Source organism: Clostridium frigidicarnis, from assembly GCF_900111985.1.
Classification (GTDB): domain Bacteria; phylum Bacillota; class Clostridia; order Clostridiales; family Clostridiaceae; genus Clostridium_Z; species Clostridium_Z frigidicarnis.
The window spans coordinates 135,633-150,752 of sequence record NZ_FOKI01000007.1 but is presented as its reverse complement, the minus strand read 5'-3'; the positions used below and the strand labels follow the sequence as shown (position 1 = coordinate 150,752).

Annotated in this window: 7 protein-coding genes; 4 read left to right on the top strand and 3 right to left on the bottom strand. The window is 28.5% G+C overall.

Going from position 1 to position 15,120, the window contains the following annotated elements; genetic code table 11:
- The first annotated feature begins 99 nt into the window (after positions 1-99).
- The 3 genes from BM119_RS06185 to BM119_RS06175 all read left to right on the top strand — a co-directional run bounded on the left by BM119_RS06185 (position 100) and on the right by BM119_RS06175 (position 10,335).
- Entirely contained in the window at positions 100-8,190 is an 8,091-nt protein-coding gene (locus BM119_RS06185; RefSeq protein ID WP_090039830.1) for a DUF7507 domain-containing protein, read from the top strand.
- 215 nt (positions 8,191-8,405) lie between these two features.
- Positions 8,406-8,942: an RNA polymerase sigma factor gene (locus BM119_RS06180; RefSeq protein WP_090039828.1), complete on the top strand. Its 537-nt coding sequence runs from the start codon at positions 8,406-8,408 to the stop codon at positions 8,940-8,942.
- A gap of 13 nt (positions 8,943-8,955) precedes the next feature.
- Positions 8,956-10,335, top strand: coding sequence for a DUF4179 domain-containing protein (locus BM119_RS06175; protein WP_090039826.1), 1,380 nt, complete (start codon positions 8,956-8,958; stop codon positions 10,333-10,335).
- A gap of 194 nt (positions 10,336-10,529) precedes the next feature.
- On the opposite strand, the gene BM119_RS06170 is transcribed toward BM119_RS06175, so the two are convergent.
- From BM119_RS06170 to BM119_RS06160, 3 genes are all read right to left on the bottom strand, one after another.
- The gene (locus tag BM119_RS06170; RefSeq protein WP_090039824.1) at positions 10,530-11,177 is read right to left on the bottom strand and encodes a DUF4489 domain-containing protein; all 648 of its coding nucleotides are present in this window, start codon (positions 11,175-11,177) and stop codon (positions 10,530-10,532) included.
- Positions 11,178-11,297: 120 nt separating this feature from the next.
- A complete protein-coding gene (locus tag BM119_RS06165) occupies positions 11,298-12,107 on the bottom strand; it encodes a hypothetical protein (protein ID WP_090039822.1) in 810 nt (269 codons plus the stop codon).
- A 173-nt stretch (positions 12,108-12,280) separates the two neighbouring features.
- On the bottom strand, positions 12,281-12,874 hold the full coding sequence (locus BM119_RS06160) for a DUF4489 domain-containing protein (RefSeq protein WP_090039820.1): 594 nt from the start codon (positions 12,872-12,874) through the stop codon (positions 12,281-12,283).
- A 456-nt stretch (positions 12,875-13,330) separates the two neighbouring features.
- Between BM119_RS06160 and BM119_RS06155 the strand changes: the two genes are divergently transcribed.
- On the top strand, positions 13,331-15,118 hold the full coding sequence (locus tag BM119_RS06155; RefSeq protein ID WP_090039819.1) for a hypothetical protein: 1,788 nt from the start codon (positions 13,331-13,333) through the stop codon (positions 15,116-15,118).
- Positions 15,119-15,120 lie beyond the last annotated feature (2 nt).

Sequence of the window (15,120 nt, the reverse complement as noted above, 5' to 3'; positions counted from 1 at the left end):
TTAACTAACTAGTGTAACAATAATCTTCTTATACCATAAAATATAAAGTAGTATAAGAATCCATGTATAATGGATAAAGCGTCAATAGAGGAGGTAAATATGGCTTTAAATAATAGATTTTCAGTTGTTGATAAAGCTATTATAGTATCAACAGGAAATAGCTTGGTTTTATGTGGGGATACAACAACAAAATCAGTAAACACATCAGATATGATTAAAATATCAGGAGAAACAACAAGAGATTGGAATGAAGCAGAAAGTAAGGGTAAAATTAATATTTTATCTAATAGTACTGTTTTATATGCTGAATTAATATGGTATTCAACTGTAAAAAGTTCTTCAGATGGAGCATTAGATGTTAGAAGTATACAAGATAATACAATAGTTTTTACAACACCTAAGGGTGAAGTTTCAGTTAATCCTCAAAATGTAGAAAGTTTTACTGGTGATTCTGGAAGTATTGATAGATTTAGAAGTGCGGACGTAACTAATATAGTTAAAGAGTCTTTAGATGGGTGGTATACTGTTTCAAAAGTTCCAACAAGCATACCTCCAATAGGTTTAAGCAATACAAGGGCAGGATGGACACTAGTAGTAGTGTATAGAAATGATGTAATAGTCCCTCAAAGAATAATGTTTTTGTCAGGAATAGCATCTGCAAAAGAAAATAATCCACTACAAACAACCATAGTGGGATTTTCAACTGCACCAGAAGAAAGACACTTAAAAGGAAGATTATTTATAGCTTGTGCAAATGGAGAGCCTTTAACCGGTGTTCAAACTGTTAAGGCTGGGCCAACATTTGCATCATTAAAAACTTTAGGTAATATTGTAAGTACTCCAAATCTAAATCCAGGTACATCTCCAAATAATCCCAATAATGGATTTTTTGCTGGACAGATAAATATATGCGATCCACTAGATACGAATGTAGGATTGATTGATATTAGTGGCACTAATGGAAGTAATAATCATGATGCATTTGTTCCAACTCAAGTTTTAGGTGCAAGAAATAAGTGGGATATAACTAATGTTGATCTTAGTAGTACGTTAGTTGTAAACCAAAATCAAATAGTAGGGCAAGTTACTGCAAGTGGAACTAATGATGGAGTCCAGTTAGTTGCAGTAGGAATGCAAGTAGAAGCAGAGGCTCCTAATATTATAGCAACTTTAACTTCTTATGATACAGATGATGATAATGAGTATAATGTGCAGGTTGGAGAACAATTAATTTATTCTGTGCAAGTTAAAAATAAAGGTGGGTTAGCTGCAAGTAATTTAATATTATCAGATCTTTTAGATCCATGCTGTTCTTTTATACCTAATTCATTAAAGGTAAATGAGGTATCTCAGCCAGGAGCGGATATAACACAAGGATTTAATGCTGGAACTATTGATGCTTCAGGAGTTATTAATATACTTTTTTCAGTTAGAGTAAACTCACTACCAACAGGTGCAAAATTTAAAAATAATGTTAACTATAATTATGAGTTTACTTCAGGACCAGGTTCACCAACCTATAGAAACTTTGCAACAACTAATACACTTGAAGTAATAGTTCAGTCAGGGCAATTAAGCATAGTAAAGACAGCATCTAAATATACTGCTTTTATTGGGGATACATTAAATTATACAATTAAGATAGCCAATATAGGAAGTGAACTAGCAAGAGATGTTTTGTTTCAAGATATTGTAAGTAAATATTGTTCTTTTAATGAAGGATCAGTTACTATTAATGGGGTTACAAAATCTGGTTTTAATCCTAATACAGGTTTTATTCTTCCAGATATTAATGTAAATGAGGAAATAGAAATTATTTTTGAGGTAACAGTAAATTTACTACCTCCATCAACAGTTGTTACTAATAATTCTGTGGTTACTTTTAGTTATATGTTTAATCAATATACCTATTTAATAAAGAAAACAGTTATTAGTAATGTAACTTCTATTCAAGTTCAATACGGAGAAATTATAGGAGAAAGGTCAAATGATAATAACTATCCTAATGTAGATGATATAGTAACTTACACACTTAACTTAACTAATATAGGTAACGTTGAAGTTACTAATTTTCAAGTTTTAGAACCACCAATTCCAGGTGCTTCTTTTGTAGCGGGTAGTGTTAAAATAAATGGAATTGTAAAACCTTTATTAAATCCATTTGATGGTTTTACAGTAGATAGTATTTTACCAAAACAAACTGTAACAATAATTTATAAAGTTAAAATTAATCAAATACAACCTGGTGAATTAGTTGAAAATATAGCTCAAGTTCCATTTAAATATCAAATTACACCAGGTGGTCCGGTTATTTCAACAGAAAAAGATTCTAATAAGGTTGTAACAAGAGCAAATTTTGTAAATATAACAATAAATGAAACAGTAGATAAACCATATGCTATCATAGATGATATTTTATATTATTCAGTTAATATGACTAATAGTGGTAATATAGATGCTTTTAATACCCTATTCTTTGCATATATACAACCAGGAACAACATTTGTACCTAACAGTGTTGCAATTAATGGTATGCCTCAACCAAGTTATGATACAAATGTGGGATTTAGTATAGGAAGAATCTCTCCAAATAGTACAATTAATGTAACATTTGCAGCTAAAGTTGTAAGTGTGCCAAATCCTAATATAGTTTATAACACATCAGAATTAATTTATGATTATTTACCAGATCCTAATAAGACTCATATAACAAATACAGTTACCAGCAATACTGTTCAAACAATAATTAATAAGGCTGAATTTTCTATTACAAAAAGTGTAGATAAATTATATGCTCAACTAGGTGATACCATTATTTATCAAACACTTATTAGTAATACAGGTACAGTTCCATTGACTAGTGTTAGTTTTGTTGATGAAGTAGCATCATATTTAACTTTTTACCCAGAATCTGTATATGTAAATGGAGTAAACCATACAGATTATAATCCTAATAACAGCTTTTTATTAGGAGATATTCAACCAAGTGAAACCTTTAGGGTTGTATTTGCAGCAACAATAACCACAGTACCACCAGTAGGTTTTATTCTTAATGCATCAGAAATGAGCTATAGTTACAAAGTTAATCCAGATTCAACAACTATTACTGGTACAAAATATTCAAATCAAGTACAAACAGAAGTTTTGTTAGGAAACTTGTCTGTTGCAAAGAGTGCAAGTAAAAGTTATGCAACAATTGGAGATACTATAACTTATTCTATAAATGTTACTAATACAGGTAATACAACAGCTAATAATACAGTATTTAGTGATATAGTACCATCAGCAGTTTCCTTTGTGGAAGGATCTGTAACAGTCAATGGAATAAGTAAACCAAGTTATAACCCAAGTACTGGTTTTAGTTTAGGATCAGTTGTTGTTGGGCAAGTAGTAAGAATTAAGTTTGATGTAACAGTTAATAGTGTACCAACTCCGAATGTTGTTACTAATAATGGGTTAGCCTCTTTTGACTATACACCAGATCCAACTAAGCCACCAGTAACTAAAACAATAACAAGTAATAATGCCACTACAGTAATTAATATGGGATCAGCAAATTTAACAAAGAGCGTAGACAGGCTATATGCAACAATTGAAGATACTATAACCTATACAGTTGTGGCACAAAATACAGGAACAACAACTTTAACTAATATAAACTTTATAGATATAATTCCAACTGGGGCTACTTTTGATATAGGTTCAGTATCAATAGATGATGTAAGTAAACCAGATTTTAATCCTAATTTAGGATTTGTATTAAATGATATAGCTGCTGGAGGAAGTAGTATAGTTAAATTTACAGCTAAGATTACTAGTATTCCAAATCCAAATACAATAACGAATACTGCTAATATTAGCTTTAAGTATCGTATAAATCCAAGTGGTACAGATATAAGTGAAACTAAGACAAGTAATAGTGTAACTACAACAATAAATAATATGGATGTAACTAATACAAAGAGTGTAGATCTTGTTTATGCAACAATTGGAGATACTTTAAATTACACCTGTGTAATAGCAAATAGTGGTAATGTAAATTTGACTAATACAACATTTACAGATTTTATTTCTAATGATACAGAGTTTGTAGCAGGATCAGTTAAAGTGAATGGAGAATCTTATGCAGATTATGATCCAAATTTAGGATTCTCCCTAGGAACTATAAATACAAATACAAATGTAACAGTAACGTTTAAAGTAGCAGTAAAGAGTTTGCCACCTAATGGATTTGTTACAAATCAATCCAGTATAGCTTATAATTATAAAATAGATCCTAATGGAGCGACAATTGCAAAAACTATTTCAAGTAATACAGTAACAACCTATATTAATGTAGGATCACTAACAATAACTAAAACATCAGATAGAAACTATGCAAGATTAACCGATACAGTAAAATATAGTTTCGTTGTAACTAATACGGGAAATACAATTTTAAATAATGTAAATTTCCAAGATACTATCCAAACAGAATCATTATTTAATTATGGATCAGTATTTGTAAATGAAGTAAGCAAACCAACACTTAATCCTAATACAGGATTCTCACTAGGTAATATTGCTATTGGTGCTTTTGCCACAGTTAGTTTTACTGTAACAGTTAATTCTATACCAGCTTCAGGTAAATTATACAATAGTGGGTCTGTAAGCTATTCATATTATGTAGATCCTAATGGATTACCAATAGTTAAGAATGCAACTTCTAATACAACAACCGTTAATGTAAATGACACAATAGTATCTGCAACAAAGGCAGTAGACAAAGATATAGCTAAAATTGGAGATACTTTAAACTTTACAGTAACATTAAAAAATGATGGTAATGTACCAGCTCAAAGAGTATATTTTATAGATTTATTAGATAATAATATAAACTTTAATGTTAATTCAGTTTATGTAAACAATGTAAACAAGCCAGGATTTAATCCTAATGATGGATTTACAATAGATGATATACCAGGAAATGGAACTGTATCAGTGATTAAATTTGCAGCAACTGTTATCACTAGACCAAGTGATAATATAGTTAAAAACTTTGCAACAATTGAATATGAATATAAAGTTGGAACAGAAACTATAAATGTTACAGACTTAACAACAAATACAACTCAAACCTATATTGCAACGGGTGAATTGACAGTTACAAAATCAGTTAATAAAGCTTATTCTACAGTTGGAGATACTTTAAGCTATACTATAAATGTGAGAAATACAGGATCAGTAAATGCAACCAGTATATCACTAAAAGATATAGTTCCAGTATCAACATCTTTTAAAACTGGGACAGTTGTATTAAACGGAGTAAGTAAACCAACTTTCAATCCTATTGATGGATTTAGTATTTCAGATTTAATTCCAAACCAAGTTGATGTGGTATCTTTTGATATTCATGTAGATTCATTGCCGATTTCAGGAAAAATTGAAAACACAGCAGATGTAACATTTAGTTATAAATTAACACCAACTGATCCAACAGATACGAAGACTACAACATCAAACAAAGCCACAACCTATATAAATTTGGGCGAACTACAAGCTATAAAATCAGTCGATAAGCAATATGCAACAATTGGAGACGATTTAAATTATACAGTTACTATAAAGAATATTGGAAATGCTGATTGTTCAAATATATTATTCCAAGATATTATTCAATCAAATGGAACTTTTAAAAATGGAACAGTTATAGTAAATGGTGAAAGTAAGCCAACATTCAATCCAAATATAGGATTCAATTTGGATACTATACAACCATTTAGTACAAGTGGAAGTATTACTACAGTAACATTTAAGGTTTCTGTAAATTCAATGCCAAATAATTATATGATTTACAATACTGCATCAGTAAACTATGAATATAAAATAGACCCAGCTAATCCATCTAAATCAGATGAAAAGCTAAGCAATACAGTTTCAACTCAAATAAATTTAGGAAAATTGACAATAACTAAGGCAGTAAGCAAGGCTTATGCTACTATAGATGATATTTTAACCTACACAATTAATGTTGTTAATGAAGGTAATGTTAATGCTATAAATATAAACTTTAGAGATGTTGTACCAAGTGGCACTGCATTTATACCAGGTTCAGTAACTATTAATGATATTGAAAAGCCTGGTTATGATCCATATCAAAGTTTCTCATTAGGTACAATTGTTCCAGGAGGAGTATCTGTAGTTAAATTTAATGCTATAGTAACAAGTGTGCCTTCACCTTCATTAATTAGCAACATTGCCAATTTAGTTTATTCTTATCGTATAGATCCTAATGGTAGTGATATCATTGTAGAAGTTAGTAGTAATGTGGCAACAACTCAAATTAACAAAGGCGAATTAACTATAACTAAGCAAGTAGATAAGGAATATGCAACAAAAGGGGATATACTGACTTATACAGTTGTATTAACAAATACAGGTAATGTAGATGCAAGTAATGTTGTTTTTACAGATGGACTTGATTTAGATATTTCTTTTAATAGTGGGTCAGTTGTTATTGATTCTGAAAGTAAACCAAATTATGATCCAACAGTAGGATTTAATTTAGGATCAATCCCTACTTTAGGGCATGTAACAGTATCATTTAAAGTAACAGTTAGTATGACACCAACAAAGAGTTCTGTATTAAACTTTGCTAATGGAACATTCTCATATAAGATTGATCCAAATGGTGAGTTCTTAATTAAAACCACTCAGTCTAATAGTGTATTAACTAGAATAATTATAGGATCCATGACAGCAAGTAAAACTGTTGATTTACAATATGCAACAATTTTAGATACACTAAATTATACAATAACAATAAAGAATACAGGAAATACAACTAACAAACAATTAACATTTATAGATACTTTATCAAATGGAGCTAGCTTTATAGCTGGAAGTGTTATTGTAGATGGTGTTTCAAAACCAGATTATGATCCAATACAAGGATTCACATTAATAGATATTTTGGCTGGTGTTACAAGTGAAATTAAATTTAAGGCTAAAGTTACATCACTTCCTACACCACCACAAGTAACAAACTATGGATTTGTAAGTGGTGTATATAAGATAGATCCTTTAGGAAGCGATGTACCAATAAGTGCAACATCTAATACTGTATCTACTCAAATAAATGTGGGAAGTTTATCAAATGCAAAGACAGTAGATAAGATGTATGCTAAGGTTGGAGACACTGTGATTTATACTTCTGTAATTAAAAATATAGGAAATGTAACAGCTACTAATGTAAAATTCTATGATGATTTACAACAAGAATTAATGTATGTTGGAGGGACAGTAAGAATTAATGATGTTGTAAATCCATTAGCTAATCCAACATTGGGAATTATGCTAGGAGATTTGGCTCCTAATCAAACAGTTACAATAACATTTGATGCTAAAATAAATTCTTTACCAACTCCACCACAAGTTGATAATAAATCACAAGTTGAATTTAGTTATAAGATAGATCCGAGTGGATCAATTATAACTAGCACTTTATTAAGTAATACTGTAACAACTCAAGTTGTAAAAGGTGAGTTAACTACAACAAAATCTGTAGATAAGCCAATAGCAACTATTGGAGACACTTTAACATTTACTATAAATTTAATTAATACAGGAAATGTTGTGGCAAATGATGTTATGTTCCAAGATACACCATCAATTGGAGCAACATTTAAGCCAGGAACTGTATATGTAAATGGAGTAAATGAACCTTTATTTGATCCAACAGTAGGATTTACTCTTGGGAATATAGGAATAGGTAATGCAGTAACAGTAGCATTTACAGCTGATGTAGTATCGGTACCACCGACAAATAAGGTAACAAACCAAGCGGTTATTAGCTTTAAGTTTGTTGTAGATCCAAAACAACCTCCAGTTAATCAAACAACCTATTCTAATACAACAACAACCAATATTGCATTAGGAAGTTTGAATGTAACAAAAGCAGTTGATAAGCAGTTTGCAACAATAGGACAACAATTAACCTATACAGTTACAATAACAAACACTGGTAATATAGATGCTACAAATATTGTTTTCTTAGATCCAACCCCTCAAAATTCAATATTTGTACTAGGATCAGTAACAGTAAATGGTGTAAGTGAACCAACCTATAATCCAGCCTCAGGATTTGCATTAAACACAATGAAACAGGGGGAAATTATAGTAGTAGTTTATAAAGTACAAGTAATATCATAATATAATATTTAAAGGGTACTGAAATTAAATTCAGTACCCTTTTTAATAGGTTATAATATTTTATGTATTGGTAAATGGTGATAATAAATTAAATAGAAATATGATAAATTTGCATGTGAAATATTTCCATAATTTAAGTTATAAATTAAAATTTAAAATAATGGGAACTTTTAACCTTTAATATTTATCTTAATAGTGTAGGAGGTGAAAGATTAATGGTTGATGGAAGTAAAATATTGAATTTTTATGATGTTAGAAAAAAGAGTGTAACAAAAGCAGGAACAATGGATAAGAGTGAATTTATGGAGATAATTCAACAGTATAAAGTACCTTTATATAGACTTGCAAAGGGAATTGTAAAAAATGAACATGATACAGAAGATGCTATAAATGAGACTATTTTAAAAGCATATGAAAATTTAAAAAAATTAAAAAACAAGGATAGTTTCAAGTCGTGGATAATGAGGATTCTTGTTAATGAATGTTACGGATTAATAAATAAAAAAAACAAAATAGATCTTCAAGAAAATATGGAAGTATATAAACTTACATATGAAGATAAAAATATCTATGAACTTATGGATGAGATTAATAAACTAGATATGGATTTTAGAACAGTACTTATTCTTTTTTATTATGAAGATATGAGTATAAAGGCAATAAGTGAAGTTTTAAATATATCACAAGGAACTGTTAAGTCAAGATTAAGTAGGGCTAAAAATAAGCTTAGAGGTTTGTTAGATAAATGTTAAAGGAGGGATTGAATTGGATAGTTTTGATGAAATAATAAAAAATAAGATCAATAATGAAAAATGGGTAATACCAGAAAATATAGATAAAAGTATGGACAACACATTAAAAAATTTAGAAAGTAAAAAACTAAAAAAAAGAATATCATTAAAGGTATTAGTTGCTTCCTTTATAATTATGACTTTGAGTTTTACTACAGTTTTAGCTAATACATCACAAGGAAAGGAATTTATTAGAAGTACTATTGAGTTTTTTAATGGAGCAGCAGATTCTAAATATTTTTCTAGTAAAGATAGTTTTGAAAAATTCAACAATTATATTGGTTCTATGGCTAAAGATAATGGAATAAAATTTACTATTAACAATATTGCAATTGATGATAATTTTTTAAATATATTTTACACAATAGAAAGTGATAAACCTATATCTAAAATTGAAGAAGGAACTTTATGGTCGCCAATGTTTACAGCTCCTAACTTTCAATATAAAATAGATGAAAAATATTTAGATACAGGAAATAATAATGATGTTGATGCCTATTTTGAATCTGATAAAATATTAAAGGGAATGATAAGAGAAAATATATCTCAAATTAATATACCACAAAAGTTCAATCTAGAAGTATATACTTCAGAGATATTTGGTGAAAAAGGACAATGGAATATATCAACTAATGTTGATAAAGCACATATAGAAGAAGATACATTATCAGTTAAGCCAAATAAAAATGTTATATTTAATGTTAATGGAATTAAGCATGATGTAACCATTGAAAAAGTGTCAATATCTCCTTTTGGCAATCAGATAGTTTTAAATGAGAATATAGATAATGATGGTATGTCTTGTGGATTTGCTTTGTTTGATGATAATGGTAACTATTTAGATGATATAAGTAGCAGTATAAGAGGAATGTCTAATGGAAAGGCTATAAATTCTTTTGAATTTGTAAATAAAAATAAAGATATGAAGTATATAACACTTATACCCATAGAGGAAAAAAAAAGACAAACAGAAGAATCTGAGAAAATAGTTATAGAGGAAAGTAAGGCAAATATCAATGAGTTACCTTGTAAATTGAACACTGGAGAGCAGGGAAATATAGTTGTAGAAGAAGTTAAAATTGAGAAAAATATTATGAAGGTAACTTATAAAAAACAGGGAATTGTATTAATTAACCCATCAATTTTTTTCTATGATTGCAATGGAGAGAGAATAAATGATGATTATGATGGAGGTATGACTCCTTACGTAGATAGAATAAATGGAACTTATACTGAAATTATGAGTTTTCATGATAAAGATATAGACCTTTCAAAAATTAAAGGGATAGGTGTGTATAATAATGAAAACTTTAAATTGTTACATGATCAAGAGGTAAGGATTAATTTTAAATAGTACAAGATTCACATTCTTCATATGATAAAGCTGTGTTTAAAATTATTAAAAGAAAGTATGTCAAAAGTAGTTTTATACTTTTGGCACACTTTCTATAATTTTATATATTAAGTTATATAAAAAAGTATAGTTTGTTAGAAGAAAATTAATATCATCATGCGATTAAATCATTAAAACTTTGATTATATTATTAATTAGTGTGATGTTGCTGTTGCTGTGATATTTGAACTACGTATTGAAGCATTTTCTGTAAGAGTTACTGCTGCTGCTACATTTAACAAGCTAGCTCCAGTGACTCTTACTATTTCTACGTTATAAACGCAACAAGCTGGACAAGTATTACATTCACAATGAGTGAATCCAAAAGAATTAGTTACATTTACAGCAAGAGAAATAGCACCAAAAGAGTAATCCCAAGTTCCTAGAGCTACCTTGGCACCATCACCACAAGTTTTACTTAATTGGAAAGTTACTGTAAAAGGAGTAGTTAGGATAGTTGCTGTACCTATAAGAGCTTGATAATTTATTATAGAATTAAAGTCTATTTTAACTGAAGGATTACATAAACATGTTGTGTCAAGTGTAACACTAGCTACTGGTAGTGGAGCAAATTGTGGAGAAGTAAGAGTAGGTATTGGTATAGATACGCCACTGCCTTGTCCACAAGTAAATAAAGATTCAGTTGGTGTTGGATGTCCAGGAGTACAGTGTGCACAGTTGCAACACCTATGATTATGGTTGAATTCCTCTAAACAATCACAATGTTCATGATTACAGCACCTAGAATCATGTTTAATTTCACCTGAACAATCACAGTTGAAAGATTTTGATTTTGAGTTCATAAATAAACCTCCTTATTTTCTACAAAATATTATTTTTTACAAGTTTTTTTATTAGTAGTTACTATATTAATATGATAAATAATGTAATGATGTTACTATATTTAATAAAACAATTGTTTTTTATTGTTCACAATCACAGTCGCAATCATAATCAAAGTTTAAAGATGGATCTTCTTCGTCACATGATGGAAAATCTTCTTCACAATCTGTAGGACATAGAGGCTTTAGCCTTTGATCAGGATAAAATTTTGGGGGAGGTGTTTTGTTAAATATCTTACAAGGATCTTCTAATGGTCTTTCTTTACAAGGTTTTGGAACTGGACAATAACCATAAGAAGGCATTAATAGTTGAACTACAAGTTGGCATTTAACAATTAAGAAAAATCCTAATGTAACATCTAATACACAGTTACAATTGCAATCTTCTGTAAAACAACCATCAAGACATTCAGCTACTAATTCAAGTTTTAACATATCATTTATAGCATCTTCAGAATTTGTTACACAATTTGAAGATGTTCTAGCTATAGAATCTGGACAATACAATCTTGGCACCGTTTCTGTTCTGTTTATTTCAAATAATTCTGAACAATGGTTGCCGCAATCATCTAAAAAATCGGCATAGAAAGAAATCGTAAAGTTAATAATCAATCTATTATATCCACATTCACATTTAAGTGGAATTTTATCGAATGATAATAGTTTAATATTAAAATCTCTACAGCCTAAGAAAATTTTTGGATTATCTAAAGGATTACTTCTTAACTCTTCATCAGTGTGTTTGGTATCGCAGCCTTCTTTAAATTTTAAACATCGTTTAATTAGACACTGGTCAAATACCTTTGGAACTTCTACACATACCAATTCAAGAGGTTCTGGAAGGCAACTTTCTTTGGTTATTAGGCCAGGTCGAAGTGAAAAATTAGCCATGCACTTTCCTCCTTTTATTGTAATAAATATATACATAATATATATTATACAAAAATAGTAATTTTGTTACTATTTAAGAAAATAATATATTTGATAAGGTAATACTACAGAAAATAAGCCTTAGAGCATTAAATATTTAGGTCTGTTTACTATATATAGACTTAAATTATCTATTAATGCTCAGTTCCTGTTGCTGAAATAATTGCGCTTCTTATTGCGGCATTCTCTGTAAGAGCTACTGCTACTCCTGCTAATGTTAATGATAGTCCAGTAACCCTTACTATTTCTACGTTATAAACGCAGCAAGCAGGACAAGTATTACATTCACAATAAGTGAAACCGAAAGAATTAGTTACATTTACACCAAGAGTAAGATCACCAAAAGAGTAATCCCAAGTTCCTAGGGCTATCTTAGCTCCATCACCACAAGTTTTGTTTAATTGGAAAGTCACTGTAAAAGGAGTAGTTAAAGTATCAGAGGCACCTATAAGAGCCTGATAATTTATTATAGAATTAAAATCTATTTTTACACTTGGATTACATAGACAAGTAGTGTCAAGTGTAACACTAGCAACAGATAGAGGATGAAAAATTGAATTTGAAGGATTAGGAATAGGTATAGATGTACCATTAGATTGTCCACATGCTAAAATTGACTTTTCAGGAATTGGATGTCCAGGATGACAATGTTCCTGATTACAACATTTTAAAGAGTTGTCTTTAGTATCGAAACAAGTATGAGTTTTGTAATTAGATTTTGAATTCATAAAAAAGCCTCCTTAAATTTTTTTATATAGAAATTACTAGAAAATAATTTCTATATAAAAAGAGTTTTATTATATTAATATGAAATTATGTAAAATCATGTTACTACATTTATAACAATATTATTAAATAAAATAAAATATTTTAATTAGAGTATGAGTTATGATTATAAGTTTATATTGAAGTTTAAAATAGTTTGATTTAAAAAATACCAAAGATTTAAAGTTTTAATCTCATTAAGTTATATATATGAGATACATTTTAGGGTTAAAGTACAAATTAGAATGTAGTAATAGTTGATATTTTATCAAATATATTATAAGGATATAAGAATATATTCATAAATAATAAATATAATTATATAATAAGAAATGCTTCAATATAATAAAACAATTGTGTAGATTAATTAATTTAAATAAATGTAAAACTTATTCATATAAAAGGGGGGGAATAAATTGATGAAAGATGTAAACTCAAGCTTTTTTAGCGACAATGAAAACAACTTATGGAATATTAAATTAGATGATAATGGTAATATGATTTATAGTAGTATGTATTCAGAAAATAAATGGACCAGAGAGGCTAAAATAGATACAGATGTGTTGGATTTTAGTGTAGCTATAGATGAAAGACAATATATTCACATAGTATATAAAAAAAAAGGTGAGATTAAGTATTGTTTATGGAATAGGGATCAGTGGCTAGGAAAATTATTATATGAATTTGGTGACCATAAAGTAGAAGAGCTAAATTTAAAAATATCTGAAAAGAGTGTAAATCTATTTTTTCTACTTATTGAATGTAATGAACCAGATTTGGGTAAAATTGTACATTGTTCTTTTGATAGTAGTAAGGATGGTAATGAAGAAGAATCTAATTTTAATATAGTAGCAGCAATACCAGTTGAAGATACTTTTGGTCATTGTTATGAAGTAGAAAACTTTAATGTAAATGAGTTTTATATGTGTATAAAAAATTGCAAAAATCAAGAAACAGATATTATGTTCTGTAAGTATACAAATAAAGAATGGAGTGAGCCTAAAAAGCTATACTCACTAAATGGAATGGAAGTAAAGATTTGTAGTGGTATGTTTGAAAATCAAATTCATATTTTGAATTTGTATAAAGAAAATAGTAAATATATATTGGAAGACATTTATTTCCAATTGGATAGAAAATTAAATTATGTAACTATATATGAAACTAATGAAGAGATAGATAATATATTAATCTTAATTAAGGATTCAGTTTTTTGTAGTATGTGGAATGAGAAAGAAACAATAGTAACTTCATATTTTAATGAAATTTGGAGTGTTCCTATAACAACAGAAAAAAAATACAATGAGGACTTATTCTTATATAAAAGTATATGGTTAAATTGGAATAATAGTAAAATAAAATGTAATTATATAATTGGATATAGTGGAAAAGAAGTAGAATTTATTTTACCAAATTATAATAAAAATATTGACTTGCAAAAACATAACTTAAAAAAATATGTAAAAACTGAATTGATAAATAACAAAGGAATTGAGGATAATGAATTAAGAGATAGTTTATGCAAAACTATAAATTTATTAAAGGTAGAAGCGCAAAAAAAAGAAGATTTGTGTGATGAATTAAAAGGTAAATTAAATAATATGGTTACTAGATATAAGAGGTTAGAGGGGAAATTAAACAATTTTAAAAAGACATATCATGAATTACAAGGTGAGGTATTAGAAATTGCTGATAGATTAGAAAAGACTAAAGCTGACAAAGAAAATGTTGTAAAAGAACTGCAAAAATATATTGATGACAAAAATACTGAGTTACTTGATTTGAACAATAAATACAAAGAAGTACAAAATGACTTGGATAAAAAAAATAATGAGTTAAATACTCTGAAAAAAGACAAAAATACCATATTATTAAAATTTAATAAAAGTGAGGAGGAGAAAAAACAAATTCAATTAAGTCTAAATAATGCTATAAATGAAAAAAAAGAATCTAATATTCAACTAGTTAAGTTAAATGAAGAGAAAGAAGATGTGATTAAATATTTAGATATAATACTTAAGGACAGAGATGAAGTTAGGAATGTACTAGAAAATACAAATAAAGAAATGCACATGATGAATAAACAGAAAGATAAGCTTAGTGCTATATTAGAAAAAGCAAACAAGGAAAATAATAGTTTAAAAAAAGAGTTAAGCATGGAGATTAATAGATCCATTTTAAGTAAAATTTTAAATAGGAGGGAGTAATA

Excerpts from the sequence above, each read along its gene's own strand:
- BM119_RS06170 (WP_090039824.1), bottom strand. The coding sequence starts at position 11,177 with ATGAACTCAAAATCAAAATCTTTCAACTGTGATTGTTCAGGTGAAATT.
- BM119_RS06160 (WP_090039820.1), bottom strand. The coding sequence starts at position 12,874 with ATGAATTCAAAATCTAATTACAAAACTCATACTTGTTTCGATACTAAA.
- BM119_RS06185 (WP_090039830.1), top strand. The coding sequence starts at position 100 with ATGGCTTTAAATAATAGATTTTCAGTTGTTGATAAAGCTATTATAGTA.
- BM119_RS06155 (WP_090039819.1), top strand. The coding sequence starts at position 13,331 with ATGAAAGATGTAAACTCAAGCTTTTTTAGCGACAATGAAAACAACTTA.
- BM119_RS06165 (WP_090039822.1), bottom strand. The coding sequence starts at position 12,107 with ATGGCTAATTTTTCACTTCGACCTGGCCTAATAACCAAAGAAAGTTGC.
- BM119_RS06180 (WP_090039828.1), top strand. The coding sequence starts at position 8,406 with ATGGTTGATGGAAGTAAAATATTGAATTTTTATGATGTTAGAAAAAAG.